The 469-nt window shown below is 54.2% G+C and carries 1 pseudogene; it reads left to right on the top strand.

Annotation, left to right across the window (positions count from 1 at the left end):
* Nucleotides 1-469, top strand: a pseudogene (locus ACTHUM_RS19345) (glycine dehydrogenase (aminomethyl-transferring)); the annotation flags it as partial.

Consider the following 469-nt stretch of genomic DNA (forward strand, 5'->3'; position numbering starts at 1 on the left):
ATATCGGTTTGGGCTATTACCCGACCCGCGTGCCGAATGTGATTTTGCGCAGCGTATTGGAAAATCCGGGTTGGTACACCGCCTACACCCCGTATCAGGCGGAAATTGCACAGGGTCGTTTGGAAGCTTTGTTGAACTTCCAACAAGTGTGTATCGATTTGACCGGTTTCCCTGTGGCAGGCGCGTCTTTGCTGGATGAGGCGACTGCTGCCGCCGAAGCGATGGCGATGGCGCACCGCGTGGGCAAAGTGAAATCCGAGCGTTTCTTTGTGGATGCGCGCGTGTATCCGCAAACTTTGGATGTGATGAAAACCCGCGCCAAATATTTCGGCTTTGAACTGGTGGTCGGCGATTTTGCCCAAGCGGATGAAGGCGAATACTCCGGTGCGCTGTTCCAATACGTTGGTAAAGACGGCGATGTGCAAGACTTGCAGGACGTCATCGGCCGTCTGAAAGCAAAAGGCACCAT

Source organism: Neisseria sp. P0021.S006, from assembly GCF_051956895.1.